This window comes from Micromonospora sp. NPDC005197, from assembly GCF_040608295.1.
Taxonomy (GTDB): Bacteria; Actinomycetota; Actinomycetes; order Mycobacteriales; family Micromonosporaceae; genus Micromonospora.
Genome location: NZ_JBEXHY010000082.1, coordinates 1 through 24,997, shown reverse-complemented (window position 1 = coordinate 24,997; position 24,997 = coordinate 1). Strand labels below are relative to the sequence as shown.

21 protein-coding genes are annotated in these 24,997 nt (G+C 73.5%); 13 read left to right on the top strand and 8 right to left on the bottom strand.

Going from position 1 to position 24,997, the window contains the following annotated elements:
* Window positions 1-281: 281 nt before the first annotated feature.
* Together ABZU46_RS22735 and ABZU46_RS22730 are read right to left on the bottom strand one after the other, a co-directional pair.
* The gene (locus ABZU46_RS22735) at window positions 282-1,025 is read right to left on the bottom strand and encodes a metallophosphoesterase family protein (protein ID WP_354860830.1); all 744 of its coding nucleotides are present in this window, start codon (window positions 1,023-1,025) and stop codon (window positions 282-284) included.
* A 109-nt stretch (window positions 1,026-1,134) separates the two neighbouring features.
* Window positions 1,135-1,812 carry a Crp/Fnr family transcriptional regulator gene (locus ABZU46_RS22730; RefSeq protein ID WP_007466162.1) on the bottom strand — a complete coding sequence of 226 codons (678 nt, stop codon included), beginning with the start codon at window positions 1,810-1,812 and terminating at the stop codon, window positions 1,135-1,137.
* A gap of 144 nt (window positions 1,813-1,956) precedes the next feature.
* Here ABZU46_RS22730 and ABZU46_RS22725 point away from each other — a divergent pair, with 144 nt between their 5' ends.
* The 6 genes from ABZU46_RS22725 (at window position 1,957) to ABZU46_RS22700 (ending at window position 7,254) form a co-directional block, all read left to right on the top strand.
* On the top strand, window positions 1,957-2,619 hold the full coding sequence (locus ABZU46_RS22725) for an adenosylcobinamide amidohydrolase (RefSeq protein WP_354860828.1): 663 nt from the start codon (window positions 1,957-1,959) through the stop codon (window positions 2,617-2,619).
* 56 nt (window positions 2,620-2,675) lie between these two features.
* Window positions 2,676-3,854, top strand: coding sequence for a CapA family protein (locus ABZU46_RS22720; RefSeq protein ID WP_354860826.1), 1,179 nt, complete (start codon window positions 2,676-2,678; stop codon window positions 3,852-3,854).
* A 41-nt stretch (window positions 3,855-3,895) separates the two neighbouring features.
* Complete coding sequence (gene nth / locus ABZU46_RS22715; RefSeq protein WP_354860824.1) at window positions 3,896-4,684, top strand: endonuclease III; 789 nt, start codon at window positions 3,896-3,898, stop codon at window positions 4,682-4,684.
* Window positions 4,681-5,322 (top strand): redoxin domain-containing protein, encoded by a 642-nt coding sequence (locus tag ABZU46_RS22710; protein WP_354860823.1) that lies wholly within the window; start codon window positions 4,681-4,683, stop codon window positions 5,320-5,322. Before nth ends, ABZU46_RS22710 begins: the two co-directional genes overlap by 4 nt.
* Window positions 5,319-6,011, top strand: a complete 693-nt coding sequence (locus ABZU46_RS22705) for a CoA pyrophosphatase (protein WP_354860821.1) — start codon at window positions 5,319-5,321, stop codon at window positions 6,009-6,011. The genes ABZU46_RS22710 and ABZU46_RS22705 overlap by 4 nt, the downstream gene beginning before the upstream one ends.
* 64 nt (window positions 6,012-6,075) lie before the next feature.
* A complete protein-coding gene (locus tag ABZU46_RS22700; protein ID WP_354860820.1) occupies window positions 6,076-7,254 on the top strand; it encodes a MarP family serine protease in 1,179 nt (392 codons plus the stop codon).
* A 13-nt stretch (window positions 7,255-7,267) separates the two neighbouring features.
* Here ABZU46_RS22700 and ABZU46_RS22695 read toward each other — a convergent pair whose 3' ends face one another.
* The 4 genes from ABZU46_RS22695 to eccCa all read right to left on the bottom strand — a co-directional run bounded on the left by ABZU46_RS22695 (window position 7,268) and on the right by eccCa (window position 14,228).
* Entirely contained in the window at window positions 7,268-7,963 is a 696-nt protein-coding gene (locus tag ABZU46_RS22695) for a phosphatase PAP2 family protein (protein ID WP_354860819.1), read from the bottom strand.
* A gap of 37 nt (window positions 7,964-8,000) precedes the next feature.
* Window positions 8,001-8,792, bottom strand: a complete 792-nt coding sequence (locus ABZU46_RS22690) for a phosphatase PAP2 family protein (protein ID WP_354860818.1) — start codon at window positions 8,790-8,792, stop codon at window positions 8,001-8,003.
* A 52-nt stretch (window positions 8,793-8,844) separates the two neighbouring features.
* Window positions 8,845-10,176: a type VII secretion-associated serine protease mycosin gene (gene mycP / locus ABZU46_RS22685; protein ID WP_354860816.1), complete on the bottom strand. Its 1,332-nt coding sequence runs from the start codon at window positions 10,174-10,176 to the stop codon at window positions 8,845-8,847.
* 77 nt (window positions 10,177-10,253) lie between these two features.
* Complete coding sequence (gene eccCa, locus ABZU46_RS22680; RefSeq protein ID WP_354860814.1) at window positions 10,254-14,228, bottom strand: type VII secretion protein EccCa; 3,975 nt, start codon at window positions 14,226-14,228, stop codon at window positions 10,254-10,256.
* A 101-nt stretch (window positions 14,229-14,329) separates the two neighbouring features.
* Between eccCa and eccD the strand changes: the two genes are divergently transcribed.
* The gene (gene eccD / locus ABZU46_RS22675; protein WP_354860812.1) at window positions 14,330-15,733 is read left to right on the top strand and encodes a type VII secretion integral membrane protein EccD; all 1,404 of its coding nucleotides are present in this window, start codon (window positions 14,330-14,332) and stop codon (window positions 15,731-15,733) included.
* A 31-nt stretch (window positions 15,734-15,764) separates the two neighbouring features.
* On the opposite strand, the gene ABZU46_RS22670 is transcribed toward eccD, so the two are convergent.
* Complete coding sequence (locus ABZU46_RS22670; protein WP_039907066.1) at window positions 15,765-16,271, bottom strand: inorganic diphosphatase; 507 nt, start codon at window positions 16,269-16,271, stop codon at window positions 15,765-15,767.
* Between the two features lie 601 nt (window positions 16,272-16,872).
* On the opposite strand from ABZU46_RS22670, the gene dacB reads away from it, so the two are divergent.
* From dacB to tilS, 3 genes are all read left to right on the top strand, one after another.
* Window positions 16,873-18,282, top strand: a complete 1,410-nt coding sequence (dacB, locus tag ABZU46_RS22665; protein WP_354860831.1) for a D-alanyl-D-alanine carboxypeptidase/D-alanyl-D-alanine-endopeptidase — start codon at window positions 16,873-16,875, stop codon at window positions 18,280-18,282.
* Window positions 18,283-18,385: 103 nt separating this feature from the next.
* Window positions 18,386-19,456, top strand: coding sequence for a zinc-dependent metalloprotease (locus tag ABZU46_RS22660; protein ID WP_354860810.1), 1,071 nt, complete (start codon window positions 18,386-18,388; stop codon window positions 19,454-19,456).
* 10 nt (window positions 19,457-19,466) lie between these two features.
* Window positions 19,467-20,459 carry a tRNA lysidine(34) synthetase TilS gene (tilS, locus tag ABZU46_RS22655; protein ID WP_354860808.1) on the top strand — a complete coding sequence of 331 codons (993 nt, stop codon included), beginning with the start codon at window positions 19,467-19,469 and terminating at the stop codon, window positions 20,457-20,459.
* Here tilS and ABZU46_RS22650 read toward each other — a convergent pair.
* Window positions 20,446-21,426 carry a helix-turn-helix domain-containing protein gene (locus ABZU46_RS22650; RefSeq protein WP_354860806.1) on the bottom strand — a complete coding sequence of 327 codons (981 nt, stop codon included), beginning with the start codon at window positions 21,424-21,426 and terminating at the stop codon, window positions 20,446-20,448. The genes tilS and ABZU46_RS22650 overlap by 14 nt on opposite strands.
* 138 nt (window positions 21,427-21,564) lie before the next feature.
* On the opposite strand from ABZU46_RS22650, the gene ABZU46_RS22645 reads away from it, so the two are divergent.
* The 3 genes from ABZU46_RS22645 (at window position 21,565) to ftsH (ending at window position 24,938) form a co-directional block, all read left to right on the top strand.
* Window positions 21,565-21,714 (top strand): hypothetical protein, encoded by a 150-nt coding sequence (locus ABZU46_RS22645; RefSeq protein ID WP_354860833.1) that lies wholly within the window; start codon window positions 21,565-21,567, stop codon window positions 21,712-21,714.
* 100 nt (window positions 21,715-21,814) lie between these two features.
* A complete protein-coding gene (gene hpt / locus ABZU46_RS22640; protein ID WP_354860805.1) occupies window positions 21,815-22,390 on the top strand; it encodes a hypoxanthine phosphoribosyltransferase in 576 nt (191 codons plus the stop codon).
* Window positions 22,391-22,919: 529 nt separating this feature from the next.
* Entirely contained in the window at window positions 22,920-24,938 is a 2,019-nt protein-coding gene (gene ftsH, locus ABZU46_RS22635) for an ATP-dependent zinc metalloprotease FtsH (protein WP_354860803.1), read from the top strand.
* Window positions 24,939-24,997: the final 59 nt, after the last annotated feature.

Genomic DNA, 24,997 nt, shown 5'->3' with positions numbered 1-24,997 from the left:
CTCCGGGACTGGGGCGGCGACGATGCGCCACCTGCCACTCCCTGGCCCTGTAGAGCTGCCCCACGAGTGGGGCAGCGGCGACGTCTGGTCTGCCCCAGATCTGGGGCAGCTCTACAGGCAGCGGAGGAGGTCCTCCGACCTCAGCTGATTGGCCTGCGCCGGCTGTCGGCGGCCAGCCGAGGCCGTCCGCAATCTCGAGGCCGTCCGCAACGTCGAGGCCGTCCGCAACGTCGAGGCCCTGTGCAGCGCCGGGGGCATGTGCGGGGTCGGAGCGGTGTGGGTCAGCGGCCGTCGCGCGGGCCGAAGACGGCGAGGGCGTCGGCGTCGCTGTGCTGGGAGCGCAGGTACTCGTCGGCCCAGGCGGCGGCGTCGGGGTAGGTCGACTCCGTCGCCACCCGGGCGCAGGCCGCGTCCACGTCGAAGGCGGTGCGGCGCAGCTGTACGCCCGGACCGAGCAGCGCCCACCACGCGCCCGCACCCCCGTACGGCATGCCGATGCTGCCCGGGTTGACCACCAGGCGCCGGTCGACCAGCCGGGTGAACGGCATGTGGGTGTGGCCGCAGACCACCGTCGCGATCTCGGCCGGGAGGCCGGCGAACACCTCCGACCAGCGGGACATTCGGGAGTCGACGAGCACGACTTCCTCGTCGTCACGAGGGGTCGCGTGACAGAACAGTGTCGGCCCGAGGCCGTCGATCTCGAACGTTGCCGTCGCCGGCAGGGCCGCGAGTCGGGCCACCTGGTCCTCGCGGAGCTGCCCGCCGGCCCAGTTGGACACCTCGAAAGCGGCGGGCCGGCCGGCCCGTGCGTCGACCAGCTCACGTTCGCAGTTGCCGCCCACCCAGCAGACCCGGTCACCCAGGTCGGCGAGCACGTCCAGCACCTCGACCGGCTGCGGGCCGGACGCGATGTCGCCGGTCAGCACGATGAGGTCGGCGGCGGCGACGTCCGGCTCGGCCAGCACGGCCTCCAGCGCGGGGAGTACGCCGTGGATGTCGGAGAGCACCGCAACTCTGTTCACCATGGGCCCACCTTCACCGCTGCTGCCGCACCGAGCCAGCATTTCTGCGCCGGGCAGACGAAAACGTCCCCGCCTGCCGTCGGTGACGGCAGGCGGGGACGGGACGTACCGCTCAGACGCGTGCGCGGCGGGCGAGGCGCTCCGGGTCCAGGATGATGATGCTCTTGCCGTCCAGCCGCAGCCAGCCGCGCGAGGCGAAGTCGGCAAGCGCCTTGTTGACCGTCTCCCGGGAGGCGCCGACGAGCTGGGCGATCTCCTCCTGGGTGAGGTCGTGCGTCACGCGCAGCACGCCGCCATCGCGCGTGCCGAACCGGCCGGCCATCTGGAGCAGGTTCTTCGCGACCCGGCCCGGCACGTCCGTGAAGATCAGGTCGGCGAGCGAGTCGTTGGTCCGACGCAGCCGCCGGGCGAGCACCCGGAGCAGCTGCTCGGCGATCTCCGGGCGGTTGTTGAGCCACGGCCGCAGCGCCTGCTTGCGCAGCCGCACCAGCCGGGTGTCGGTCACCGCGGTGGCGGTCGCCGTACGCGGACCCGGGTCGAAGAGCGACAGCTCACCGACCATGTCCGACGGCCCCATCACCGCGATCAGGTTCTGCCGGCCGTCCGCCGCCCGGCGGCCGACCTTGATCTTCCCGGACAGCAGGATATAGAGGCTGTCGCCGGGCTCGCCCTCATTGAAGACGATCTCGCCCTTGCGGACCTCGATCGTCTCCATCTCCTTGGCGAGCGCCTCGGCAGCTTCCGGGTCGACACCCTGGAAGATCCCGCTGCGGGCCAGTACCTCATCCATCGCGCACCTCCGGTTGCGCGTGCCGTCTTCTCGGCCGGGGCCGCCGTCCGCTGATCCCCTCGCGCGCCGTCAAGTCTAGGCGCACGTGAGCATGAATCAGAGGTCGCCCCTGGAATCTTGATCGGTGGGCGTAACCTGCCCGACGTGCTGAGCGACCCGACTCTGACCAGCCGCGCCGAGGACGGGCGGCAGATTCCGCTGCTCGTCTGGCGGGCCGACGGGCCCTTACGAGCGGTCAGCAGCGGCCCGCTCGGCGGTGGAATCGGCGTCCGGCACTGGGTGCTGAACGCGACCGTACCCATGTCGTACGACCGGGACGACCCCGCCGCCCACCTGACCGCGCTCGCCGCGGACCTGGCCCTCGACGGGCCCGGAGTGGGCCTGCTGACCGGCGTCGACGTGACCGAGGTGGTCGCCCGGACCGACACCGGGGTGCGGGCCTGGGCGACGGTCGGGCTCGGCACCCCGGTGCCCGCCGCCGCGCCGGAACCGGCCGCGCTCGCCCAGCGGGTGGGCACGGTCAACATCGTGGTGTACGTGCCGGCCCGGCTCGCCGACTCGGCGCTCGTCAACGCCGTCGCCACCGCCACCGAGGCGAAGACCCAGGCGATCGTCGAGCTGGGGTTGCCCGGGACCGGCACCCCCACCGACGCGGTCACCGTGCTCTGTCCGGTGGACGGGCCGGAGGTCGCGTACGGCGGGCCGCGCTCCACCTGGGGCGCCCCGCTGGCCCGAGCCGTGCACGCCGCAGTGCGCGCGGGCGGTGACCGGCCGGTCGTTCCCTGGTCAGACCGGCTGACCGGCTGAACTTCCGACCGATCGGCCCTCGTCGGCGCGTTACGGGGCCGGTAGGGTCGCGGGCGATGTACGCTTCCGCCCCCCTCGCGCCCCGCCCGTTCCGTCGCGTCGCCCTCGGCCTCGCGGCGCTGCTGGCCGCCCTGCTCGTCGCCGGCTGTGCCGACAGCGGGGAGGCCCCGGTGTGGCAGCCCGGCGCCGGTGGTGGTGGCACCGGAGCGCCGGTGACCACGTCCGGCCCGAAGGCGAGCGGCGGCGCCGCAACCTCCGGCGGGGGTGGCGCCATCTCGCTCTCCGCCACCGGCGACATCATCATGGGCAACGCGCCGAGCCGGCTCCCCGCCGCAGGCGGCAAGGGCTTCTTCGACTCGGTCAAGCAGGCGCTCAAGGCCGACCTGGTGATGGGCAACCTGGAGGAGCCGCTGACGGTGGACACCGGCGCCGGCAAGTGCGGGGCCAACTCCACCCGCTGCTACCAGTTCCGGGCCCCACCGGAGTACGCCGCGCACCTGCGCGACGCCGGCTTCAAGGTGCTCAACCAGGCCAACAACCACGGCTACGACTACGGGCCGAAGGGCTACGAGAACACGCAGAAGGCGCTGGAGAAGTACGACCTGGAGCACACCGGCGCCCCGGACGAGATCACCGTGGTCGACGTCAAGGGCGTCAAGGTTGCCGTGGTGGGTTTCTCGTCGTATGTCTGGTCCAACAGCCTGGTCGACATCGCCAAGGCCAAGACGGTGGTGGCCAAGGCGGCCACCGTGGCCGACCTGGTCGTGGTGCAGGTGCACATGGGCGGCGAGGGCGCGGACCAGACCCGGGTGAAACCCGGCACCGAGATATTCCTGGGTGAGAACCGGGGGGACCCGGTGAAGTTCTCGCACGCCATGATCGACGCGGGCGCGGATCTGATCGTCGGGCACGGGCCGCACGTGCTGCGCGGCATGGAGTTCTACCAGGGGCGTCTGATCGCGTACAGCCTGGGCAACTTCGCCGGCGGTAGCAACACGCTGATCAATACCGGCCGGCTCGGCTGGGGCGGGGTGCTGAAGGTGTCGCTCAAGCCGGACGGCAGTTGGGCCGGCGGCACGTTCACCTCGACGTACATGAACTCCACCGGCAAGCCGACGATGGACCCGGACGACCGGGGCCTGGGCCTGGTCACCGAGCTGAGCCGCGCCGACTTCCCGAAGGGCGGGGCCCGGTTCGACGGGCAGGGCAGGATCACCGCGCCGACGGCCGGTTGACCCGAGCAGGAACGTCCGGGGCGCGACGTAGGCTGACCGTCGTGACCAGTAGCCCTCCCGGTGCCAGCGAGACCGATCTCGGGCGCAAACGTCGTGCCCGCAAGATCGGCCGGGTGCTGGCCGAGACGCACCCCGACGCGCACTGTGAGCTGGACCACTCCAACGCCCTGGAGCTGGCCGTCGCCACCATCCTCTCGGCGCAGTGCACCGACAAGAAGGTCAACGAGGTCACCCCGAAGCTCTTCGCCCGCTACCCGAGCGCCGCCGCGTACGCCGGGGCCGACCGGGGCGAGATGGAGGAGCTGATCCGGCCCACCGGCTTTTACCGCAACAAGACCGATTCGCTGCTCAAGCTCGGGCAGGCCCTCCTCGACCGGTACGACGGTCAGGTCCCCGGCCGGCTCGTCGACCTGGTGACGCTTCCCGGGATCGGCCGCAAGACCGCAAACGTCATTCTCGGCAACGCCTTCGACGTCCCCGGGATCACGGTCGACACGCACTTCCAGCGGCTGGTGCACCGGTGGCGGCTGACCACCGAAACCGACCCGGTCAAGATCGAGCACGCGATCGGCGCGCTGTACGACAAGCGCGACTGGACCATGCTGTCGCACCGGATCATCTTCCACGGGCGACGGGTCTGCCATGCCCGCAAGCCCGCCTGCGGGGCGTGCACGCTCGCGAAGCTCTGCCCCTCGTACGGCACCGGCCCGACCGAGCCGGCTGCCGCAGCCAAGCTGCTCAAGGGCCCCCGGGCGCGTGACCTCGCGGTGGCCGCCGGGGTCGACCCGGAGCTGGTGCCCGCGCAGGCGGTCGCCGCGGAGGTGCCGTGAACCGGCGCCTCGCTCTGCTCGTCCTGCCGCTGCTACTGGTCGTTGCCGGTTGCACCGGCAGCCCGGCCGACGACCCCGCACCACGGCCGGCCGCCGCCGAACGGCCGTCGCCCTTCCGCGACTGCGCCGGGCTGGGCACGCCCCCCACGGCCGCGTCGCCCGGCGCCGGCACGACGGCCCCCGCCACGCCCGGCACGGCGACGGCACCCGGCGGGCAGGAGCTGCCGGAGCTGACCCTCGCCTGCTTCACCGGCGGCGCCCCCGTCGCTCTGCGCGACGTGGCCGGGCCAGCCGTGATCAATGTGTGGGCCTCCTGGTGCGGGCCATGCCGCAAGGAACTGCCCGCCTTCCAGCGGCTCAGCGAGCGCGCCGCCGGGCGACTCCAGGTGGTCGGGGTCAACACCCGGGACAGCCGGGGCGGCGCCCAGTCCATCGGCGAGGACTTCGGCGTACGGTTCCCGATCCTGGTGGACCAGGGCGACGCGCTGCAACGGGAACTGAAGCGCAACGCCTTCCCGCTGACCCTCTTCGTCGACGCGCAGGGCCGCATCCGGCACATCGACGCCACCGGGGCTCTCGACGACGCGCAGATCGCCAAGCTGGTCCGCCAGCATCTCGGCCTGACGGTGCCAGCATGATCCGCCGACCGCCCGAGTGGATCGAGCCGTTGCTGACCCGGCTGGGCACCGCCCGTGCCGAGGACTTCACCCGGCTGACCACCCCCGCCGAGGGCGGCCGGGAGAGCGCCGTGCTGGTGCTGCTCGGTGAGCAGCCCGGAACCGGCCCCGACGTGCTGGTCCTGCAACGGGCCGCCACCCTGCGCAACCACGCCGGTCAGCCGGCCTTCCCGGGCGGGGCGGCCGACCCGGAGGACGCCGACGTCCGGGCCACCGCGCTCCGCGAGGCGAACGAGGAGGTCGACCTCGACCCGGCCAGCGTCACCGTGCTGGCCGAACTGCCGAAGTTGTGGATCCCGGTCAGCGACTTCGTGGTCACCCCCGTGCTGGCCTGGTGGCACGACCCGCACCCGGTGCACCCGCGGGAGCCCGCCGAGGTGGCGCACGTGGCGCGACTGCCGGTCCGCGAGCTGGTCGACCCGGCCAACCGGCTGCGGGTCCGCCATCCCAGCGGCTGGGAGGGGCCGGCGTTCTCGGCGCGCGGCATGCTCGTCTGGGGCTTCACCGCCGGGGTGCTGGCGGCCCTGCTGGAGATGGGTGGCTGGGCCCGCCCGTGGTCGCCCGGCCGGCTGGTCGAGCTGCCGCCCACGGGGGCCACTCCCGCGCCGTCGGCCGGCACCGAAGAGGTCGACGAGACCGCCCTACGCTGACCACGCGGTCACCTTCCGCAAGCGGTGGTCATCCGGTAGGCGCGCTGCCCGTACGCTGGACCCCGTGTCCGTCGTGGATCTCGTCCTGCTGCTGCTCATGCTCGTGTTCGCGATCAGCGGATACCGCCAGGGTTTCGTCATCGGCATCACGTCGCTGTCCGGTTTCTTCCTGGGACTGCTGCTCGGCCTGCAACTCGGGCCGCTGTTCGCCAGGCAGTTCGTCGACGCCGGCACCCGGGTGCTGATCTCACTGGTGGCGATCTTCGGGTTGGCCGTGATCGGGCAGGCGCTCGCCGGCTGGCTCGGCTCGCACCTGCGCAAGACGATCACCAGCGACGTGGGTCGGCGGGTCGACGACATCGGCGGCGCGTTCGTCTCACTGTTCGCGGTGCTCCTGCTGGCCTGGCTCGTCGCCGTACCGCTCGGGTCGTCGTCGGTGCCCTGGCTCGCCGCCGCGGTGCGCAACAGCGCGCTGATCACCGTGGTGAACGGGGTGCTGCCGGAGGAGGCGCACCGGCTCTCCACCGCTCTGGAGGACACCGTCGACACCGACGGGTTCCCGGACGTCTTCGGTGGTCTCGCGCCCACCCGGGCCCGGCAGGTCGACCCGCCCGACCCGGCGCTGGCCGGCTCCCAGCTGGTGGTCAACGGTCAGCGCTCGGTGGTCAAGGTGCTCGGCTCCGCGCCCAGCTGTTCGCGCCGCATCGAGGGCTCCGGCTTCGTGTACGCCGACGACCGGGTCATGACCAACGCCCACGTGGTCGCCGGCACCCGATCGGTGGCGGTGGAGCTGGGCGGGGAGCGGTACGACGGTCAGGTGGTGGTCTACGACCCGAACCGCGACCTGGCGGTGCTGCTGGTGCCGGGGCTGCCCGGCCCGTCGCTGCGGTTCGCCGCCGGCAACGCGGGCAGCGGCTCGGACGCCATCGTGCTCGGCTTCCCGCTCGACGGCCCGTACAACGCGCAGTCGGCGCGGGTTCGGGACGTCGACCGGATCAAGGGGCCGGACATCTACTCCTCCGGCGACGTCACCCGGGAGATCTACACCATCCGGGCTCTGGTGCGTAGCGGCAACTCCGGTGGGCCGCTGCTCTCCGCCAACGGCCTGGTGCTCGGCGTGATCTTCGCGGCGGCGGCGGACGACCCCAACACCGGGTTCGCGGTGACCGCCGCCGAGGCCCGGCCGGTGGCGCTGGCCGGCGCCGAGCGCAACCGGGCCGTCGCCACCGGCGAGTGCACCTGAGCGTCGCGCCGGATCAGGTCCGGGCCGGTGCGGCGAGCGGCAGCTTGGTCCGCCCCCAGCGCAGTCCCCGGTCCAGCACCGCCCGGGCCATGATCGCGACGCAGGCGCCGCCGTTGAGGAAGGACGCCACCACGTCGCTCGGGTGGTGCATCCCCCGGTACATGCGGGTCAGCGCCACACCCACCGGCACCATCAGCAGCAGCGTCCACCAGGCGACCTTCGCTCCGGTGCTGCGCGCCCGCAGGGCCATCAGCACCGCGATACCGACGTAGAGCGCCACGGCCGCCGAGGTGTGCCCGGACGGGAAGCTCGACGTGGGCGGCGAGACATCCATGTGCTCCACCGCCGGCCGCTGCCGGTCGATCACCATCGTGGTGAGCAGGAACACCAGCGCCTGGGCGGTCACCGCCGCGCACAGGAACAGGGGCTCCCGCCAGCGCTTCAGCCAGAGCCGCAGCGCCAGCGCCACCAGCACAGTGACCACGACGATCATCTGGGTGCTGGCCAGCGTGCTGAACACCAGCGAGACGTCGTTCCAGCCGCCGGTGCGGTCACCCGCGAACTCCCGATTCACCGCGTCCTCGACGGTGAACGGCCAGGTCCGGGCGAACACGCGGGTGACCAGCACCCCGAGCAGCACCATGAAACCGAACAGGAGGGACACCGGCAGCAGCACCCGCCGGACGATCTGGACCACGGTGTCGGACATGAGCGGGCCAGTACCCGGTCGGCGTCGTCGTCACGCCTCAGGTCTTGTCCGGCTGCCGCTCGACCTCGGGCGCGACGCCGTCGCGGACCGGCCGGACCGGTCGGAGGCCGGTGTGCGCCCGCCAACTGGTGAACGCCGCGGTGGTCGCCGCGACCACCGCCACGCCGAGCAGCCAACCGCCGAGCACGTCGCTGGTGAAGTGCACACCGAGCGCGACCCTGCTCACCCCGGTCACCACGGTGAGCAGCAGCGCGGCGACCCAGAGCGCGACCCGCGAGGCCCAGCGTCGGACGTACGGCAGGAACACCAGCAGCAGCACCCCGGCGGCCAGGGTGGCGTTCAGCGCGTGCCCGGAGGGGAACGAGTAGCCGGCGGCCCGCGCCACCGGATCGAGCAGCTCCGGCCGGTCCCGGCCGACGAGCAACTTGAGCAGCGGACCCATCAACCCGCCGACCACCATCGTCGTGGTCACCCAGAGGGCCAGCCGCCGAGCCTGCCGGCGCAGCAGCCAGATCACCACGAGCAGGGCCACGACCCGCAGCGGCATGGGCGCGAACACCGCACTCCAGACCTCCATCAGCGCGACCCAGGCCGGGTGGTCCACCGCGTGGTCGTGCAGCGCGTCGGTGATCGTCGTGTCCAGCCGGTGCAGCGGCGCCCACGCACCGAGCACCAGCAGCGCGAGCAGGGCGAACGGCACCAGCACCAGGAACGCCGCCGTCGCCGCCAGGGTCAGCCGCAGACCCAACGAGTGGTCCGGGTCGAGGCGGCGGCGCCGCCAGGACGGGCGCCGGGTGGTGTCGAGGCTACGTGGGGCGGGCGTGCTCATGCGGACGGTTCTACCCCACCCGTCGGGCAATCAGACCTGCCGTCAGCGGCGCTCAGCGAGCGCGCTGACGGAACCGGCGCACCATCAGCGCCGCGCCGGTCACCAGGGCGGCGAAGAGCACAACCCCGGTCCACAGTTGCTCCGGCGCGGATTCGTCCGGCACGCCCGCCGGCCGGGCCGTCCACCCCGTCTGCTGCCGTGGAGCGGTGAAACCGAGCGGGTCGCTGCCGGCGCCGCTGACCGGGCCGTTGTCGCCCGAACCGGGGGCCGGACCGAAGCCAACCACGCCCGGCGAGGTCAGATCGTCCAGCGGATTGGCGGTGACCGGGGGAACGTCCGCGGTCAGCGCCGCCACCGGGTCGACCACCCCGTACCCGAAGCGGTCGTCCCGGCCGGTCGGGCCGAGGTCACGGGCGGTGGCCAGCAACCGGTTGACCACCTCGCCGGCGGGCATGTCCGGAAAGCGGGACCGGACCAGCGCGGCGGTGGCGGCCACCAACGGCGCGGCGAAGCTGGTGCCCTGCACCCGCCAGTACCCGTCGGCCGGGCGGGCGCCGACCAGGTTGGTGGCGGGGGCGGTGAGCACGGTCGCCCGGCCGGTGATCGACCCGGACCACAGGTTGTCGCTGCTGCGCTCCAGCCCGGCGACCGCGATCACGCCCGGCTCGCGAGCCGGGTACCAGACCTTGGAGTCGGTCGACGTGGCCAGGTTGCCGGTGCAGGCGACCACCACCACGTCCCGGGCGAACGCGTAGTCCAGAGCCGCGGCCAGGGCGGGGCTGTCCCCGCTGCCGCCCAGCGACAGGTTGATCACCCGGGCGCCGTTGTCGACCGCCCAGCGGACACCCTTCGCGACGATCAGGGCGTCGTCGTACTTGTTGCGCTCGTCCAGCACGCGGACCGGGAGGATCCGGGAGTCCGGCGCCAGGCCGACCACGCCCCGCTTGTCGTCGTTACGCCCGGCGATCAGGCCCGCGACAGTGGTGCCGTGACCGACCGGATCCGGCCCGGCGCCGCCGGCGGGCCCGACCAGGTCGAGGCCGGGCAGCACCTGGCCGGCCAGGTCGGGATGGTTGGCGTCCACACCGGAGTCGACCACCGCCACGGTCACCCCCCGGCCGGTCGAGGCGCGCCAGGCCGTGTCGGCCCGCAACTCGTCGAGCTGCCACTGCTCGTCACGGACCTGGTCGGTGCGGGCGACGCTGTCACCGGGGGCGAGCGCCACCGACGCGCCGGCGAGTTGCCCGCCGCTGCTGGGCGCGGCGACGGGTGCGGCGGTCGGGACCGCGACAGCGAGCATCGCCGCCACACCGAGCAGCGCCCGGCCGGCCCGCCGGGCCACTGCCGGACCGCTGTGCCGAACCCCTGTCACATCCCCAGCCATTCAATCCGACGACGGAACCACGACGATCGGAGATTACCGGTTTCCCCACCCGTCACGGGAGGAACTACCGAGACAGGTCATGGTGGCGGCAGATGTGCGAGCTGAACGAGGCGTACGCCCTCCCGCCGGGTGACCAGCCGACCACGGCCCGCCGGCAGCGGCCCGGGCCGCACCGGGCCGACGAGCGCACCCTCCTCGGGGCTGCCCGCCATCACCAGCCCGGCGGTGGAGAGCTCCCGCAGCCGCTGCACGATCGGCTCGTACTGGGACCGTCCCGCACCTCCGGAGCGGCGGGCCAGCACCAGGTGCAGCCCGACGTCGCGGGCGTGCGGCAGATGCTCCTCCAGGGCCCGCAACGGGTTCGCCGGCCCCGCCGCCACCAGGTCGTAGTCGTCGACCAGCACGAACAGTTCCGGCCCCGACCACCAGGAGCGGTCCCGCAACTGCTGCGGGGTGACCTCCGGCCCGGGAGCCCGCCGCTCCAGGTATCCGGCGGCCGACTCGACCAGGTCGGCGGTGTGCGCGGCGGCGGTGCCGTACCCGATGAGGTGCGGCGTCTCGATGGCGCCGAGCAGGCTGCGCCGGTAGTCGACCAGGATCACCCGGGCCTCCTCCGGCGTGAACCGGGTGGTGATCGAGGCGGCCAGCGCCCGCAGGAACGTCGACTTGCCGCACTCCGCGTCCCCGAAGACCACGAAGTGCGGCTCGCTCGCGAAGTCGAGCAGCACCGGCCGCAGGTCCGCCTCGGCGATCCCGATCGGCAGCCGCAGCCCGGTCGTCGCGGCGAGATCCAGGTCGGCGTACGGCAGCACCGGCGGGAGGAGCCGGACCCGGGGCGCCGCCGGGCCGGCCCAGCTGTCGGCGATCCGTTTGACGAGGTCGGCGGTGCCCGCGCCCGGGGCGGCGAGCTGCGGGAGCGCGGTGAGGAAGTGCAGGCTCTCCGCCGTCACCCCCCGGCCGGGGCGCTCCGGCACGTTCGCCGCCGCCCGGCGGGCCACCAGGGAGTCGGCCGGGTCGCCGAGGCGCAGCTCCAACCGGGAGCCGAACAGGTCCCGGATCGCCGGGCGGAAATCCAGCCAGCGCAGCGCCGTGGCGACCACGTGCACCCCGTACGACAGACCCCGGGTGGCCAGGTCGGTGACCAGCGGTTCCAGGTCGTCGTACTCGCCGCGGACGGTGCTCCAGCCGTCGATCACCAGAAACACGTCGCCGAACGGGTCGGCGCCCGGCTGGCTGGTCGTTCCCGCCGCGGCACGACGCTGCCGGTACACGGCCATCGACTCCACGCCCAGCTCGGCGAATCGGCGCTCCCGCTCGGCCAGCAGGGTCGTCATCTCGCCGACCGTGCGCCGCACGGCGGTCGGATCGGCGCGGCCGGCCACGCCGCCCACGTGCGGCAGATCGCGCAGCGCCGCGAGGCCACCGCCGCCGAAGTCGAGACAGTAGACCTGCGCCTCGGCCGGGGTGTGGGTGAGCGCCAACGCGCAGATCAGCGTGCGCAGCGCGGTGGACTTGCCGCTCTGCGGCGCACCGACCACCGCGACGTGCCCGGCCGCGCCGTCCAGGGTCAGCCAGAGCAGGTCCCGGCGCTGCTCCAACGGCCGGTCCACCACCGCCACCGGCACGCCCAGCGCACCGTGCAGCTCGGGGTTGCCCACGGTGAGCCCGCGCGCCGGGTCCGCCTCGACGGGGCCCAACAGCTCGTCCAGGGCCGGCGGCTCACCGAGCGGCGGAAGCCACACCTGGTGGGCGGGCGGGCCCTGCCCGACGAGCCGATCGACCAGCAGGTCGAGCAGGGTCTCCCGGTCGCTCTCGTCCTCGGCCGCCATGGTCAGGGCCGGGGTGGCCGGCTCGGGCAGCGGCACGGCGTGGGTGGTGAACGTGAGCAGGCGGGCGCCGCCGCCGGCAGTGGCACCCGCCGTCGCGGCCCGGCGGCGCACCGTTCCGGAGACGTACGCGGCCTTGAAACGGGCCAGCGGATCGGTGCCGGCCCGCAGGTAGCCGTGGCCCGGCGAGCGGGGCAGCTCGTGCGCGTCCGGCACGCCGAGCACCGTCCGGGACTCCAGCGCGGAGAAGGTGCGCAACCCGATCCGGTACGACAGGTGGGTGTCGAGCCCGCGCAGCCGGCCCTCCTCCAGGCGCTGGCTGGCGAGCAGCAGGTGCACGCCCAGCGACCGGCCCAGTCGGCCGATCTGCACGAACAGGTCGATGAAGTCGGGCTTGGCGGAGAGCAGTTCGGAGAACTCGTCGCAGATCAGCAGCAGCGACGGGAGCGGGGCGAGCGGGCTGCCGGCGGCGCGGGCCCGCTCGTAGTCGCGCACGCTGGCGAAGTTGCCGGCGCGGCGCAACAGCTCCTGCCGGCGGACCAGCTCCCCGTTGATCGCGTCGACCATCCGGTCGACCAGGGGCAGCGCGTCGGCCAGGTTGGTGATCACGGCGGCGGTGTGCGGCAGCCGGTCGAACGGCGCGAAGGTGGCGCCGCCCTTGAAGTCGACCAGGACGAAGTTGAGCTGCTCGCTGCTGTGCGTCGCCGCCAACCCCAGCACCAGCGTGCGGAGCAGCTCGGACTTGCCGGACCCGGTGGCTCCGATGAGCAGGCCGTGCGGGCCCATCCCGTCCTGGGCGGACTCCTTGAGGTCCAGCTCGATGGCGCCGCCGTCGACACCCACCCCGATCGGCACCCGCAGCCGGTCCCGGGCCGAGCGCGGCGCCCAGCCCTGCTCGGCGGTGAAGCTCTCCGGATCGCCGAGGCCGAGCAGCTCCGGCAGGCCCAGCTCGACCTGGAGCGGGGCGTCCGGGCCGCGGGCCGTGCCGGCCAGCCGCAGCGGCGCCAACCGCCGGGCGACCGCCTCGGCGTCGGCGAGGTCGAGGTGGTCGGCGGTGCCCACCTCCGCGTGCCCCTGGACCGACCACGAGTGCAGCCGCCGGCCGCGCAGCTCCAACAGCAGCGCGTACCGGTCGAGCAGGCGGGGCGGCGGAGTGTCCAGGTCCAGCACGGTGACCGCGTCGATGCCGCCGTCGCCGGTCAGGTCGGTGGCGCCGGTCAGGTCACCGCCGTCGAGGACCACCACCACGTGCGGGCCGTCGGTGGCCGGTCCGGCCGGGCTGAACCGGGACCGGCTGGCCAGCACGTCACCGAGCAGCCGCTCCAGCTGCGCGGCCGACGAGGTCACCAGCCGCACCGGCCCGAGCGCGTCCGTGCGAGAGGGATGGTGCGCGTGCGGGAGCCACTTCACCCACTCCCAGTCCGCCCGGCGTTCCGGGCCGGCGCAGACCGCGATCAGCAGCTCGTCGGGGGCGTGGAACACGGCCAACTGGGTCAGCACCGCCCGGGCCAGGGCCTGGGCGGCCGGGTCGCCGGTGGGCGGCCCACCGCTGGTCGGGCCACCGGCGGCGGTCCGCACGTGCACCCGGGCGAAGCTGCGCAGCGACAGGGCCACCGGCAGCTCCGGCACCACGGAGTACGCGTCCAGAAAGCGGCGCAGCGCGCCGGCGGTCATCGGCTCCAGCTCCTCGAGCGGTCGGGTGACCGGTCCGACGAGCGGGGTGGCCAGGGTCTGCGGCCCGACGGCGACGCGTACCACAGCGAAGTCCGGGTCGGCGGGGCGGCGTTCCCAGACCCGGCGGCTGTCCACCGTCGACCACAGCCGACCCGGGTCGGGGTGTCGGTAGTAGAGCCCGGCCCGCTGCTGCCCGGCGGTCTGGCGGACCCGGCGGCGCAGCGTGGCCAGGTGGCGCAGGTACTCCCGGCGGGCCGCCATCATCTCCGACTTCTTCGGGGTGCCCGAGGCGCTGCCCCACGAGGTGACCAGCATCGCCAGCGACGAGAGCCCGAACATCCCGCCCACCACGTACGAGTAGGCGCCGCCGCCCCGGCCGAACATCATCGCCATCGCCACCGTGCCGCCGAGCATGGGCAGCACCATCAGCATCTGCTGCCACCGTCCGCCGGCCACCGCGGGGATCTCCGGCGGCGCCTCGACGGGCAGCTCGCCAACGGGGATCTCCGGCGCCGGCCGACGCGGCGGGCGCTTGATGACGACAGTGGACACTCGGCCTCCTGACAGCGCTGGGTAACCCGAGCCTGGCTCATCGTAGGTAAAGTCCTGTCGTCCGCGCAGCCTCCGATCCCCCTCGATATGGAGATCACTCGATGACAACCGGGCTGGCCCGCGTCACCATCAGCGCGCCGCAACGGCGGGTCGACGTCGCACTGCCGGAGCAGGTGCCCCTGGCCGAGTTGCTGCCCGACGTGCTCCGACACGCCGGTGAGGGCCTGGCCGACGACGGCGAGCGGCACGGCGGCTGGGTGCTGCGTCGTACCGACGGGGCGCTGCTGGCGACGGCGCAGGCGCTGCTGCCGCAGGGGGTCCGCGACGGTGAGGTGCTGCACCTGGTGCCGGCCCGCGCCCACTGGCCCGAGTTGGAGTACGACGACGTGGTGGAGGCGATCGCCGACGGCGCCCGCCGACGGGGTGGGGCCTGGTCACCGGACGCCACCCGGGTCGCCGGCCTGGCCGGTGCCGCCGTGCCGCTCGCCGTCGGGCTGTTCGCCCTGCTCGCCGGCGGTCCGACGCTGCCCAGCGGCTGGTTCGCGGCGGCGGTGGTGGCGCTGCTGCTCACCGTGGCCGGCGCGGTCGCCTCCCGCGCCAACGGCGACGGCGTCGCCGGGGCGACGCTCGGCGGCTACGCCCTGCCGTACGCCTTCGTGGCCGGCGCCCTGGCGATCGGCTCCGGTGATCCGATCGGCCCGCTCGGGCCGATGCGCTGGGTCGGCGCACCCGAGCTGCTGACCGGCTCGGTGGCGTTGCTCCTGGTGGCGCTGGTCGGTCTGCTCGGGGTGGCCAGCCGACTGCGGGTCTTCGTGGCCGGCGTCACGGTCGGTCTGCTCGGTGCCGGCGCGGCGCTCGGCGCGCTGCTGCTGACCCCGGCGGGCACGGCGGCGGTGCTGCTCAGCGCGCTGGTCTTCGCCCTCGGGGCGATCCCGCTGCTCGCCATCCGGTTGGGCAAGCTGCCGTTGCCGCCGATCACCCTGCCGGCCGCCGCGTCGGGTGCCGAGCCGGAGCGCCCCCGGGACCTGCCGGACCGGGGTCGGGTGCACGCGGCAGTCACCCGCACCGAGGAGGTGCTGACCGGGATGCTGCTCGGGCACGCCGTGCTGGCGGTGGGCGCGGCGGTCGTCCTCGGCGTGGCCGGTGGGACGGCCGGCCCGGTGCTGGTGGCGGTGGTCTCGGCCGTGCTGCTGCTGCGGTCGCGGCTGTTCGTGGCACTGCGGCACCGGGTGCCGACGGTGCTCGCCGGACTCGCCGGCTACGCGGTGCTGGGTGCGGTGCTGGTCGACCGGGCCGACGGCACCGGCCGGTTGGCGCTGGTCCTCGGTGGCGCGGCGCTGGGCCTGGTGACCGTGGCCGCCGGCACCGGGTACGCCCGGCGCGCGGTCTCGCCGTACCTCGGAAGGGTCGCGGACCTCACCGACACGGCCCTGGTGGTCGCCGTGGTGCCGGTCGCCTGCGCGGTGCTCGACCTGTACGACCGGGCCCGGGGACTGCTCGGTTGAGCGGCTCCCGGGCCCGGTCGGTAAGCGTTCGTCAGTGGGTGGACTCGCCGCGCGCCTCGGCGTCGCGGGCCCGCTGGTAGGAGGCCCGGATCTCGGCCTCGGCCTCGGTGCGGCCGACCCAGGTCGCGCCCTCGACCGACTTGCCGGGCTCCAGGTCCTTGTAGACCTCGAAGAAGTGCTGGATCTCCAGGCGGTCGAACTCGCCCAGGTGGTGGATGTCGCGCAGGTGCTCCTGGCGGGGGTCCTCGTAGGGCACGCAGAGGACCTTGTCGTCGCCGCCCTTCTCGTCGGTCATCCGGAACATGCCGATGGTCCGGCAGCGGATGAGGCAGCCCGGGAAGGTCGGTTCGGGGACCAGCACCAGCGCGTCCAGCGGGTCGCCGTCCTCGCCCAGCGTCTCCTCGATGAACCCGTAGTCGGCCGGGTACTGGGTGGACGTGAACAGGGTGCGGTCCAGCCGGATCCGGCCGGTCTTGTGGTCCACCTCGTACTTGTTCCGGTGACCTTTGGGGATCTCAACCGTCACGTCGAAATCCATCTGCACGCTCCCTCGTCTGCCCACGCTGGCTAACGGAACCACTGGTGGCGCCCTCCGGACAGGTGAATGCCCACCCGCCGACTCCGGCCACCGCATAGTCTTCGGACCGAAGTAGTGTCACCCAAGCCGATTTTCGCTGGGGGAGGAGGGGGTCGTGGGGAGGGAAGATTCACACTACCGCCCGGACGGGGGCACCGCGCGTGGTACCGGGCGATCCGGCTCCGGCGGCGCCACCGGGCGGGTCCCGGTGCCCGACGCCCACCTTCCCCGGGCGCCCGAGGAGTCGGCGCCGGAGCGGCCTCCGCCGCTGCCGTGGCACCCGTCGGAGGCGACTTCCGCCGGGCCGAACAGCGGTCGCTTCCCGGTCCTGGGCGGTGGAAACCATCCCACGAGCGCCCCGCCGAGCGGCGCACACCCGACCAGTCCCGCCCCGACCAGTCCGGCCCGGGGGGGCGCACCGTCCGGTGACGGCCCCACTGTCCGCATTCCGACCGGCGTACCGCCGCTGGGCCCGCCGATCTCCGCGTTGCCGGCGCCGGCCGACGCCGAGCCGCCGGTAGCGCCCTCCACGCCGCCGACCTCGCCGCGCCGCCGGGGGCGGCTGGTGGCCGTGCTGGCAGTGGTGTTGCTGCTGGTGCTGACCGGTGTCGGCGTCGTGGTGACCCGGCCTGGCCCGGTCGCCGGCTGGTTGGGCGAGGATGCGGCGTCCGCGCCGACCGCCGCCGGCCCCGCCCCGGAACCCGCTCCGGCCGACGTGCTGGACGGGCCCGACCCGAACGCCCCGCTGCCCGCGCCGGACGGCGTACGGGCCGCGCTGGACCCGTTGGTCGGTGTCTCCGCCCTGGGCGACCGCGTGAACGTCTCGGTGGCCGACGTGACCACCGGTCAGACGCTGTTCGCCAAGGGGGCGGACGACGGGACGGTGCCCGCCTCGGTGACGAAGCTGGCGACCGCGGTGACCGTGTTGGCCGCCCGTGGGCCCGGGTACCGGATCCCCACCCGGGCGGTGGCCGGCGCCAAGCCCGGCGAGGTGGTGATCGTCGGGGGCGGCGACCCCACGCTCGCGGTGGACAAGAAGGGCTACTACCCCGGGGCGGCACGCCTGGACGACCTGGCCGCGCAGGTGCGCACCGCGCTCGGCGGCACGGCCCCGACCAGCGTCACCGTCGACGGCACGATCTACTCCGGCCCGGTGTACGGCCCCGGCTGGGACGACGACATCCCGACCGGCGGGTACGGCGGCGCGGTGACCGCGCTGATGACCGACGGTGCGCGCAAGGACCCGGGTGCCGAGGCCGGTGGCGCCGAGCGGGTCGCCGAGCCGGACCTCGCCGCCGGCCGGTCGTTCGCCCAACTGCTCGGCGTACCGGCCAGCACCGTCAAGCGGGGCACGGCCCCGGCCCTGGCGACCGCCGCCGGTGGCACCCCGCCTCCCGGTACGGAGCTGGGCGTGGTGCAGTCGCCGCCGTTGATCCGGCTGGTCGACATCATGATCAGCGAGAGTGACAACCTGCTGGCCGAGGCGCTGGCCCGCCAGGTGGCGCTGGCCCGCAGCCAGACGGCGTCGTTCGACGGTGCCGCCGCCGCCATGGACGCCGAGGTGGCGGCGCTGGGCCTGCCCGCCGAGGAGATCACCCTCTCCGACGGCAGTGGCCTGTCCCGCCGTAACCGGATCAGCCCGTCACTGCTCACCGACCTGATCCGGCTGGCCGCGAGCCCGGACCACCCGGAGCTGGCCGGCGTCTTCGGCGGTCTGCCGGTGGGCGGCTGGTCCGGCACGCTGGGCGACCGGTACCGGGGCGCTCCCGGCACCGCCGGCGGGGCGGGCGCCGTCCGCGCCAAGACCGGCACCCTGACCGGGGTGCACGCCATCGCCGGCCTGGTCACCACCGCCGACGGCCGACTGCTCACGTTCGCGGTGCTCACCGACAGGGTGCCCGGTGGGACGGACACCGCCCAACCGGCGCTGGACCGCATCGCCGCCGCGCTGGCCGGCTGCGGTTGCCGCTGACGAGCGTCGGGGCGGGGTTTCCGGCCGGCGCCGGGCCCGCGACCGGCGTCGATCGCCGACGCGAGCCCGGGCCGGGGTGTCGCGACGCGGGTACGGTGGGTTCATGGCGCAGTTCGTGGACTGGGATCTGGCCGCCGCGACCGCGGGGGCGTTGAGCAAGTCGGGCCCCCGGGTGTCGTACTCGGAGGCCACCGACGTGGTCGGCGACCTGCGTCGGCTGACCGACGAGGCGGCCGGGCACGTGGCCGACTACACGGGGCTGCGGGCGCAGGTGGCACACCCGCCGGTGCGGGTCGTCGATCGCCGGGACTGGGCGGCCACCAACATCGCCGGGCTGCGTGAGGTGATCACTCCGCTGGTCAGTCGGCTGTCCGGCGACAAGCAACCCGGCGCGCTCACCGAGGCGATCGGGTCCCGGCTGACCGGGGTGCAGGCCGGCACCGTGCTGGCCTACCTCTCCGGCCGGGTGCTCGGCCAGTACGAGGTCTTCTCCGCCGACCCGGGCCAACTGCTGCTGGTGGCGCCCAACATCGTCGAGGTGGAGCGCAAGCTCGGCGCCGACCCCCGGGACTTCCGGCTCTGGGTCTGCCTGCACGAGGTCACCCACCGGACGCAGTTCACCGCCGTGCCGTGGATGCGGGCCTACTTCCTCAGCGAGGTGCAGGCGTTCGTCGACGCCTCGTCCAGCGGCGGCGAGCACCTCGTCGAGCGGCTGCGGCGCGGGGTGGCGACGCTGTCCGAGGCGGTCCGCGACCCGGAGAGCCGGACGAGCGTGCTCGACATTGTCCAGACCCCGGCGCAGCGGGCCGTCCTCGACCGGCTCACCGCGCTGATGACCCTGCTGGAGGGGCACGCCGAGTTCGTGATGGACGGCGTCGGCCCGCAGGTGATCCCGAGCGTGGAGCGGATCCGGGCGTCGTTCAACCGCCGGCGCGAGGCGGGTAACCCGTTGGAGAAGGCGATCCGCCGGCTGCTCGGGGTGGACGTCAAGATGCGCCAGTACGCCGAGGGCCGCAAGTTCGTGCACGGCGTGGTCGAGCGGGTCGGCATGGAGGGCTTCAACTCGATCTTCAACTCGCCGCTCACCCTGCCCCGGCTGTCCGAGTTGGGCGACCCGGACGCCTGGGTGGCGCGGGTGCACGGCCCGGCCGGCACCGTACCGGCCGCTGGCTGACCGTCCGTCGATGGGCGCGCTCGCGCCGCCGGTGGCCGCGATCCGGGTGGCGGTCCGCCGCGCGCTGACTCACCTGCCGTCCGGCGGCCCGGTGCTGGTCGCCTGCTCCGGTGGCTCCGACTCACTCGCCCTGGCGGCGGCCACCGTGTTCGTGGCGCCCCGCCTGGGCCGGACCGCCGGCCTGGTGACCGTCGACCACGGCCTGCAGGCGGGCTCGGCGCAGCGCGCGGAGGCGGTGGCCGGCTGGGCCCGAGAGGCCGGGTTCGCGCCGGTGGTGGCGGTGCGGGTGCGGGTGGCCGGGCGTCCGGGTGGCCCGGAGGCGGCGGCCCGGGAGGCCCGCTACGAGGCGTTGACCGAGGCGGCTCGGCAGCACGAGGCGGTCGCGGTGCTCACCGGGCACACCCGCGACGACCAGGCGGAGACCGTGCTGCTCGCGCTCGCCCGGGGCGCCGGTCCACGCGGGCTGGCCGGGATGCCCGGCCAGCGGGAGCTGGCCGGGGTGCCGCTGCTGCGCCCGCTTCTGGAGATCGGTCGGGAGCAGACCCGCGCCGCCTGTGCCGCGCTCGGGCTCAGCGCGTGGCAGGACCCGCACAACACCGACCCGTCGTACGCCCGCTCCCGGGTGCGGGCCGACGTGCTGCCGGCGTTGGTGCGGGCGCTCGGGCCGGGCGTGGTGGACAACCTGGCGCGTACCGCCCGACTGGTGGCGGCGGACAACGCCGCCCTCGACGAGACGGCGGCGACGGCGCTGGCGGCGGCCCGGCACCCCGCCGGTGGGCTCGCGGTGCCGGAGCTGGCCGGTCTGGCCGCCGCCGTACGCGGTCGGGTGCTGCACGCCTGGGCGCGGGAGCTGGGCGCGGTGCCCGGGGCGCTGTCGCACCGGCACGTCGCCGCGCTGGACGCCCTGGTCACCGACTGGCACGGTCAGGGTCCCACCGACCTGCCCGGGGGTGTCCGCGTACTCCGTCGTGGCGACCGGCTGACGGCCCTCAGCTCGGGCTGAGAGCCCCGGTGCCCTCCGCCCGGTCCCGGAAGGTGGTCCGGTAGCTGTGCGGGGTGGCGCCGACCCGGCGGCTGAAGTGGTGGCGCAGCGCGGCCGCGTCGCTGAAGCCGGCCTGGTCGGCGACGGCCTCCACGCTCAACGGGGTCTCCTCCAGCAGCCGTCGGGCGAGCAGCACCCGCTGGTTGGTGAGCCAGTCGTGCGGCGTGGTGCCGGTCTCGGCGCGGAACCGGCGGGCGAACGTGCGCGGGGCCATGCCGGCGCGGGCGGCCAGCTCCTCCACCGTGATCGTCCGGTCCAGGTGCCCCATCAGCCACTCCAGCACCGGCTCCAGGGTCGGCGCCTCGGGGGCCCGGGGGATGGGCGCCTCGACGTACTGCGACTGGCCGCCGTCGCGGTGTGGCGGGACCACCATCCGCCGGGCCAGCCGGGTCGCGGTGGCCGAGCCGTGCACCTGGCGGATCAGGTGCAGGCAGGCGTCGATGCCGGCCGCCGTGCCGGCGCTGGTGAGCAGCCGACCGTCCTGGACGTACAGCGAGTTGCAGCGCACCCGGGCGCGGGGATGCCGGCGCTGCAGCTCGTCGACGTAGCGCCAGTGGGTGGTGCACTCCCGGTCGTCCAGCAGGCCCGCCGCACCGAGCAGGAAGGCGCCGGAGCAGACGCTGAACAGGTGCGCGCCGCGCGCGTCGGCCCGGCGCAGCGCGTCGAGCACCGGGTCGGGAATGACGGTGCCCGCGCTGTGCGCGGGGACGGCCACCAGGTCGGCCTCCTCCAGCGGGCCGAGGTCGGCGTTCGGGGTGAGGTGGAAGCCGGCGGACGTCCGGACCGCAGCGCCGTCGGGGCTGCACACGTCGAAGCGGTACGCGGGGAAGCCGTCGGCCGTCCGGTCGGTGCCGAACACCTCGGCCAGCACACCGAGCTCGAAGGGAGCGACCTGGTCGAGGGCAAGGACGGCGACGGATCGGAGCATGTGACGAGGGTAACCCGAGAGGTGGCAGTAAATCGATGCCCAGTGGCATCTCTGCCACTGTCCGGCCGGCGGGAGTCGGCGCAGACTGGTCTCAGTCCGGTGCGCACCGGCGGCGAAACCGACAGCAACCATGCGAAAGTGAGCGCCGCCATGGAGTTCCTGCTCCTCCTCCTGTTCCTCGTCCTGCTCGTCGCCGCCTCGGCGGCCGGCCTCACCGCGGACAGCCACGACTCGGCCGACTGGAAGCCCAGCGAGGACGGCCGCCGCTGGCGGTCTCGCACCAGCTGATGCGTTTGATGCCCTTTGCGCCGAAGATCCCCGGCGGGACCGCACCAAAAGGTGCGGCCCCGCCGACGGAGGCCATCCGACGTACGGCAGGCTAGGAGTCATGGCTGACGGCTCCTGGTACGACGCCGACATCGACCACGTGATCATCTCCGAGGCGCAGATCCGCGAAAAGACAGCGGAGCTGGCCAAGCAGGTCTCCGCCGACTACGCCCACGTGGGCGACGGACTGCTGCTTGTCTGCGTGCTCAAGGGCGCGGTGATGTTCATGGCGGACTTCGCCCGGGCGTTGGGCCGCAACGGCCCCCCGGCCGAACTCGACTTCATGGCCATCTCCTCCTACGGCCAGGGCACCACCTCCTCCGGAGTGGTCCGCATCCTCAAGGACCTCGACCGGGACATCGCCGGCCGGCACGTCGTGGTCGTGGAGGACATCGTCGACTCCGGCCTGACGCTCTCCTGGCTGCTGCGCTACCTGGAGTCGCGCTCGGCGGCGAGCGTCGAGGTGGTCGCGCTCTTCCGCAAGCCGGAGGCGGTCAAGGTGCCGGTGGCCGTGAAGTACGTCGGCTTCGACATCCCCACCGAGTTCGTGGTCGGGTACGGCCTCGATTTCGCCGAGCGGTACCGGGAGCTGCCCTACGTCGGGGTGCTCAAGCCCGAGGTCTACGCCCGGTCCTGACGCCGGCCGACCGTCCCGACGGGTCGCGCCCGGCGGCGTGAGAGCAACTCGCATCGGTATTCGTCAAGCCGACGTTCAGCGGGCTCCCAGCTGTTCCGGTTACCGTGGAGCCCGGTGGCGCGGAGGCAACTCCGTGCCCGGCTCCTCGACCGCGTGACCGGGCGTGCGGGTGGCCGGGCTGGATTCCCCGCCACGCCGGTTCTTGCCCGGACCCGCCGTACGTCCTGGTGCGGGGCTGGCGAGGCCGCTCACGGAGCCCGTCGTCGATGGCGACGGAGAACCGAGGGCGGGGCTCGCGGGCTCACTCCTCGCGTACACGGGGCCTTCGATTGATACACCACTGCGGGGCTCGCAAGCTCACTCCTCGCGTACACGGTGTACCGTCGAATGACCGCGGCGCGGCAGTTTTCGCGCCTCGGGGTCGAGGCCGGCCCGCACGGCGGCTCCGACGCCGCCCAGGGCGGCGACACCATCAGACGGTCAGGACGTCGATCAGGAGGATGCGGGCGCTCCGGCGCTCGACAACAGTATGGAACGTACGCGTTTCTTCCGCCGACCGGTGGTCTGGATCATCCTGGTCATCCTCGGCGCCGTTGTGCTCAGTCAGCTGTTCACCGCTGGTCCCAGCTACCACCGCGTGGACACTTCCGTTGCGCTCGACCAGCTCCACACCGCCCAGATCAACAAGGTCGTCTTCCAGGACAAGGAGCAGACGCTCCAGCTGGACCTGAAGAACAAGACCAAGTTCGGTGAGACCAACACCGACCGGATCGAGGCCCAGTTCCCGTACCAGGCTGGGGACGAGATCTGGAACCAGGTGCTGGACGCCAAGGCGGCCAACCGGGTCACCGGCCCGGCCGACGCCAAGGTCTCGTCGGACAGCATCTGGGTGAGCCTGCTGGTCAACCTGCTGCCGATCGCGCTGCTCGTGCTCCTGCTGCTGTTCTTCATGTCGCAGATGCAGGGCGGCGGCTCCCGGGTGCTCAACTTCGGCAAGTCCAAGGCGAAGATGATCACCAAGGACACTCCGAAGACGACCTTCGCGGACGTCGCGGGTGCCGAGGAGGCCGTCGAAGAGCTGTACGAGATCAAGGACTTCCTGCAGAACCCTGCGAAGTACCAGGCCCTGGGCGCCAAGATCCCGAAGGGCGTGCTGCTGTTCGGCCCGCCCGGCACCGGCAAGACGCTGCTGGCCCGCGCGGTCGCCGGTGAGGCCGGGGTGCCCTTCTACTCGATCTCCGGCTCGGACTTCGTGGAGATGTTCGTCGGTGTCGGCGCCAGCCGGGTCCGCGACCTGTTCGAGCAGGCCAAGACCAACGCCCCGGCGATCGTCTTCGTCGACGAGATCGACGCCGTCGGCCGGCACCGTGGCGCCGGCATGGGTGGCGGTCACGACGAGCGCGAGCAGACGCTCAACCAGCTGCTCGTCGAGATGGACGGCTTCGACACCAAGGGTGGCGTGATCCTGATCGCCGCCACCAACCGGCCGGACATCCTCGACCCGGCGCTGCTGCGCCCGGGCCGGTTCGACCGGCAGATCCCGGTGGACGCCCCCGACATGGAGGGCCGCAAGGCCATCCTGCGGGTGCACGCCAAGGGCAAGCCGTTCACCCCCGACGTCGACCTCGACGCGGTGGCGCGACGCACCCCGGGCTTCAGCGGTGCCGACCTGGCCAACGTCATCAACGAGTCGGCCCTGCTCACCGCTCGTAAGGAGCAGCGGGCGATCAGCAACGACTCGCTCGAAGAGTCGATTGACCGGGTGGTCGCGGGTCCGCAGCGCCGCACCCGGGTGATGAGCGACAACGAAAAGAAGATCACCGCGTACCACGAGGGTGGCCACGCGTTGGTCGCCTGGGCGTTGCCGCACGCCGCGCCGGTGCACAAGGTGACGATCCTGTCCCGTGGTCGCTCGCTGGGCCACACCCTGGTGCTCCCGACCGAGGACAAGTACACCCAGACCCGTGCCGAGATGATCGACACCCTGGCGTACGCCCTGGGCGGCCGGGCCGCTGAGGAGCTGGTCTTCCACGAGCCCACCACCGGTGCCGGCAACGACATCGAGAAGGCCACCCAACTGGCCCGCGCGATGATCACCCAGTACGGCATGAGCTCCAAGCTCGGCGCGATCAAGTACGGCACCAGCGGCGACGAGCCGTTCCTCGGCCGCAACATGGGCCACGAACGGGACTACTCGGACTCGGTGGCCGCCGAGATCGACGGCGAGATGCGGGCACTTGTCGAGCTGGCGCACGACGAGGCCTGGGAGATCCTGGTGGAATACCGGGACGTCCTGGACAACATCGTGCTCGAGCTGATGGAGAAGGAAACCCTCTCCACGGCCGACATGGCGCGGATCTGCTCCCGGGTGGTCAAGCGCCCGCCGCTGGCACCGTACAACGGCTTCGGCAAGCGCCAGCCCTCCACCGAGCCGCCCGTGCTCACCCCTGCGGAGAAGGACAAGCTCAAGGCGCAGGCCCAGGCCGACGGCGCGCAGGCGTCGGTCGGCGGTGGGGCACCGTCCAACAACTCGGACGGTACGCACTGAGCAACGACCCGACGGCCAGCTCCCCTCACCGGGAGCTGGCCGGCGGCGCGACCGCGCCC

What these genes read in the sequence shown, in the direction of transcription:
- ABZU46_RS22735 (WP_354860830.1), bottom strand. Translation starts at nt 1,025, where the DNA reads ATGGTGAACAGAGTTGCGGTGCTCTCCGACATCCACGGCGTACTCCCC.
- ABZU46_RS22730 (WP_007466162.1), bottom strand. Translation starts at nt 1,812, where the DNA reads ATGGATGAGGTACTGGCCCGCAGCGGGATCTTCCAGGGTGTCGACCCG.
- ABZU46_RS22720 (WP_354860826.1), top strand. Translation starts at nt 2,676, where the DNA reads ATGTACGCTTCCGCCCCCCTCGCGCCCCGCCCGTTCCGTCGCGTCGCC.
- ABZU46_RS22705 (WP_354860821.1), top strand. Translation starts at nt 5,319, where the DNA reads ATGATCCGCCGACCGCCCGAGTGGATCGAGCCGTTGCTGACCCGGCTG.
- ABZU46_RS22695 (WP_354860819.1), bottom strand. Translation starts at nt 7,963, where the DNA reads ATGTCCGACACCGTGGTCCAGATCGTCCGGCGGGTGCTGCTGCCGGTG.
- ABZU46_RS22690 (WP_354860818.1), bottom strand. Translation starts at nt 8,792, where the DNA reads ATGAGCACGCCCGCCCCACGTAGCCTCGACACCACCCGGCGCCCGTCC.
- mycP (WP_354860816.1), bottom strand. Translation starts at nt 10,176, where the DNA reads ATGGCTGGGGATGTGACAGGGGTTCGGCACAGCGGTCCGGCAGTGGCC.
- eccD (WP_354860812.1), top strand. Translation starts at nt 14,330, where the DNA reads ATGACAACCGGGCTGGCCCGCGTCACCATCAGCGCGCCGCAACGGCGG.
- ABZU46_RS22670 (WP_039907066.1), bottom strand. Translation starts at nt 16,271, where the DNA reads ATGGATTTCGACGTGACGGTTGAGATCCCCAAAGGTCACCGGAACAAG.
- ABZU46_RS22660 (WP_354860810.1), top strand. Translation starts at nt 18,386, where the DNA reads ATGGCGCAGTTCGTGGACTGGGATCTGGCCGCCGCGACCGCGGGGGCG.
- tilS (WP_354860808.1), top strand. Translation starts at nt 19,467, where the DNA reads ATGGGCGCGCTCGCGCCGCCGGTGGCCGCGATCCGGGTGGCGGTCCGC.
- ABZU46_RS22650 (WP_354860806.1), bottom strand. Translation starts at nt 21,426, where the DNA reads ATGCTCCGATCCGTCGCCGTCCTTGCCCTCGACCAGGTCGCTCCCTTC.
- hpt (WP_354860805.1), top strand. Translation starts at nt 21,815, where the DNA reads ATGGCTGACGGCTCCTGGTACGACGCCGACATCGACCACGTGATCATC.
- ftsH (WP_354860803.1), top strand. Translation starts at nt 22,920, where the DNA reads ATGGAACGTACGCGTTTCTTCCGCCGACCGGTGGTCTGGATCATCCTG.